Raw genomic sequence first — 4,051 nt, forward strand, 5'->3', positions numbered from 1 at the left:
GGTTTTGATGCGGATATACAGCTTCTGGAACATATAGCTCAGGAAGCTGGAGGAAGGTTCTATGTGACGGATCAGTATTCCAATATACCCACAATTTTTGCAAAAGAAACCTTTATGGCCGCCAGAGCTTATCTGAACAACAGGGAATTCACTCCCAGGCTAGTAAATATGCACTCTGTCCTGGAGGGTGTCGCAGAGAATGGTATGCCTGGCTTGCTGGGTTATATAGCTTCAAGTCCTAAGGATTCATCCAGAGTTATATTGGAAAGTGATGAAGGGGATCCAATATTGACCCTTTGGCAGTATGGACTGGGAAAGACTATAGCATGGAATTCGGATATGAAGGGAGTCTGGAGTGGAAATTATGTAAACTGGGATAAGAACCCTGTTTTTTGGAATAATCTTATTAATTGGACCATAGAAAATTACTCCACAGAAAATCTGGAGGTAAGCACAAAGGTTCAGGGGGGCTATGGAGAAATAAATGCATTGCAGAGAAATAGCAATGAAACTATAGATACAAGGGCAATTATTACTGCTCCATCTCTGGAAACTATTGAAGTTGATTTAAACCCAGAAGCACCGGGAAGATATAAGGGCAGCTTCAGGATAGACGATACCGGAGCTTATCTTATAAAGGTGGTGCAGAGCAAAGATGGAGAGGTTCAAAGTGCTGTCAGCACCGGAATGTCTGTTCAGTATTCTCCTGAATATTCAATGGATGCAAATAGCCATAAGCTGGAGAGACTTGTGATTGAATCCGGAGGCAGTTATATTAAGGAGGCTGAAGAAGTATTTGAAGGCCCCATAGCACCTGTAAAAGGGAGAGTGGATTTAACATCACCACTGTTATTATTGACACTATTGGCATTCCTGGTAGATATAGCTGTAAGACGACTTAAGCTGACCATGGGTAGGGTTGGCAAATTCTTTAGAAAGATATATGGTAGTATAATAAAAGTAGATAATAAGAGTAGACATAAAACAGGTATGATAGAAAAAACTGTTGCGATTCGTGCAGAAGCTGAGAACAAAGAGGAAATAAAAAGTGCTGTTAGAGATAAGGCAAAAGAACCAACGGAAAAGAGGAGTAAGGCTTCAACTGAGACATTGAATACTGAGGCTTTATTGAAGAGGAAGAATAGATAAGTGTAAATTATCATTAGTCAAGAAGCTTAAGTTCGAGGTATTAAGATGACTTGTAATTTGACAAGATGAAAACTAGAGAAGATAATATAAAAGATAAGCAAACTATTTAATATAGACAAATTTCAGATTAAGGAGAGATAAGGCACAGATGAAAGAGCTTTATGAGATCATTAACCAGTTCAGTGCTAATGAAAAGAATCTGATGGCAACTGTCATAGAAGGAGAATACTTTGGGGAAAAAGCTTTATTTTCAGCTAATAAGCTTTTATTTAAAACATCTGATGATGGTTTCCTAAGTAAGCATCAGCACAAAATATTAGAAATAACAGAAACAGGCACATATTGGATTGAAGATAATAGGGTTTTTGTTGAAATTTTAGGCAGCGATATGAAATTAGTTGTCTGTGGCGGTGGACATGTAGCAATACAACTTATTAAAATTGCCTTGATGATAGGTTTTAAGGTAATAGCTATAGAAGACAGGCCCACATTTGCAGATAATGCAAGAAGAGCAGGCGCAAACCATGTAATATGCAAGCCTTTCGAAGATGGATTAGCAGAAATCAAAGGAGATAAGGATACATTTTTTGTAATTGTAACAAGAGGGCATCGCTATGACCAGATTTGCTTAGAAAAAATTATTGAAAAAGAAAATGCATATATAGGTATGTTGGGCAGCAAGGTTCGGGTAAGGACAATAAAGGAAGCATTGAAGGAAAAAGGCATAGATGAAGAATGTATTGAAAGAATATATGCTCCCATAGGTTTAAAAATTGGAGCCGAAACCCCTGAAGAGATTGCTGTTTGCATTGCGGCAGAGCTTATACAGGTAAAAAACAACGCAAAACGAGGCAGCAGGTACACCAAGGAAATACTTGAAGGAATCTTGACGGATAATGATGATAAGACAGCCAAGGTGCTGGTTACTATTGTCTCGAAAAAAGGTTCAACTCCAAGGAGTGAAGGGACCAAGATGTTGGTTTTCCCAGATGGAAAACAAATAGGAACAATTGGAGGAGGCTGTGTAGAGGCTGAGATCATACAGAAATCCCTTAGCTTGCTGGATTCTCATAGTACAGAACCGGAATTATATAAATTGGACATGATGGGTCAAAATGCTGAGGATGAGGGAATGATCTGCGGTGGTATCAATGAAGTACTATTAGAAAAAATACAATAAGGTGATTATATGAATCTCTCTAATTCTATAGGGTTGAAGCATGGGGATGTTATATCCATAGTGGGAGCCGGAGGGAAAACAACTCTCATGTTTCAATTGGCCAAGGAGATTAAAAACAACAATGCCAATGTATTGGCAACAACTACTACGAAAATTTATTTACCATCAAGAGAAGAGGCAGAAATAATATGCATAGGCGAAGACAACTTCTCTGAGTGCCAAATAGATAAGGCAAAAATCTATGTCTATGGTTTAGGCGTAAATTTAGAAAACAAAATAATAGGGCTCAGGGAAGAACACTTGGATAGATTGGTACCTTGCTTTGATTATACCGTTATAGAAGCTGATGGTTCAAAATGCAAGCCTTTAAAAGGGTGGAATCTGTATGAACCTGTTGTATACAAAGGAACTACTAAAACAATAGGTGTGTTGGATATTCAAACTCTGGGTATGGAAATTTCCGATTCCAATATTCACCGAATGGAGGAATTCAGTAGACTAACTCATGGTCAGGCAGGAGAAAAGATTACCATAGACCATTTGTTAAAGATTATTGTCCACCCAATGGGATTGTTTAAAAACCATAAAGGTGAGAAGATATTGTTTGTTAATAAAGCTGATAATTCATATCATCGGAATAATGCAATTAAGTTATTGAATGAGATGAGGAAAAGCAATAAGGGATTTTTGGATAGAATCGTTATAGGAAGTTTTGCAGCAAACAAGTATGATGAAATGAGTTTGTTTGATGTATATACGGACAAGGAATAGAGAGGTGAATAAGATGATTTTTAATAAGCTTGTAATTGTCCGAGGAGGTGGAGATTTAGCTTCAGGAACTATTCATAAGCTCCATAGATGCGGCTTCAGAGTATTAGTATTGGAACTGCCTAAGCCTACATCTATCAGAAGAAAAGTATCCTTTAGCGAAGCGGTTTATGATGGGGAAGTGACTATAGAAGGTGTCACTGCGGTTCTGGCAGGTTCTATGAATGAGATAGAGAAGGCATGGGATGAAAACAAGATTCCAGTTGCAATAGATCCGGAAGGTGAATGGATAAAAAAGCTTATACCTTCAGTATTAGTGGATGCCATGATAGCTAAAAGAAATCTGGGTACAACAAAGGACATGGCAGATATTGTGATAGGGCTGGGGCCAGGTTTTATTGCAGGTAAAGATGTGGATGTGGTCATTGAAACAGTCAGAGGTCATAACCTAGGACGATTAATATTTGAAGGAGAAGCAGAAAAAAATACGGGTGTTCCTGGAGATATCGAAGGATATTCCTCAGAAAGAGTGATTCATTCTCCTGAAGAAGGTATTATTGAGAACATAAAAGATATAGGAGCAATTGTTGAGAAGGATGAAGTTATCGCTCGTGTAGGAAATGCATTAATAAGAGCAAAGATTCCTGGAGTATTGAGAGGAATTATCAGAGATGGCAGCTATGTCAAGAAAGGACTTAAAATTGCAGACGTAGACCCGAGACTTACTGAAAAAGCTAATTGCTTTACTATTTCTGATAAGGCTAGAAATATCGCAGGAGGAGTCTTAGAAGCCATTCTATACATGATGAAGGATGAGTTATAATACAAAGGAGCACTACATTATGCAGAAAGTGGATTCAAAAACAAAGTACATAGGATTGCTGGGCTATCCATTGGGACATAGCATTTCACCTGTTATGCAGAATGCAGCCTTTGAAAGTAAGAATATAAATA

The 4,051-nt window shown here is 38.0% G+C and carries 4 protein-coding genes; all 4 read left to right on the plus strand.

Translation table 11 applies throughout. The features are described from left to right. On the plus strand, positions 1–1,149 hold a 1,149-nt coding region (locus ACESM9_RS14830; RefSeq protein ID WP_373000449.1), incomplete at its 5' end, for a glutamine amidotransferase. Between the two features lie 148 nt (positions 1,150–1,297). Then, positions 1,298–2,329 (plus strand): XdhC family protein, encoded by a 1,032-nt coding sequence (locus ACESM9_RS14835; RefSeq protein WP_373000452.1) that lies wholly within the window; start codon positions 1,298–1,300, stop codon positions 2,327–2,329. A 9-nt stretch (positions 2,330–2,338) separates the two neighbouring features. Further along, positions 2,339–3,100, plus strand: a complete 762-nt coding sequence (yqeC, locus tag ACESM9_RS14840) for a selenium cofactor biosynthesis protein YqeC (protein WP_373000455.1) — start codon at positions 2,339–2,341, stop codon at positions 3,098–3,100. Positions 3,101–3,113: 13 nt separating this feature from the next. Further along, the gene (gene yqeB, locus ACESM9_RS14845) at positions 3,114–3,920 is read left to right on the plus strand and encodes a selenium-dependent molybdenum cofactor biosynthesis protein YqeB (RefSeq protein ID WP_373000458.1); all 807 of its coding nucleotides are present in this window, start codon (positions 3,114–3,116) and stop codon (positions 3,918–3,920) included. Positions 3,921–4,051: the final 131 nt, after the last annotated feature.

Source organism: Lutispora sp. (assembly GCF_041687175.1).
GTDB lineage: Bacteria > Bacillota > Clostridia > Lutisporales > Lutisporaceae > Lutispora.

Bases quoted from the DNA above. Each gene is read 5' to 3' on its own strand.
- yqeB (WP_373000458.1), top strand. From the start codon at position 3,114: ATGATTTTTAATAAGCTTGTAATTGTCCGAGGAGGTGGAGATTTAGCT.
- ACESM9_RS14835 (WP_373000452.1), top strand. From the start codon at position 1,298: ATGAAAGAGCTTTATGAGATCATTAACCAGTTCAGTGCTAATGAAAAG.
- yqeC (WP_373000455.1), top strand. From the start codon at position 2,339: ATGAATCTCTCTAATTCTATAGGGTTGAAGCATGGGGATGTTATATCC.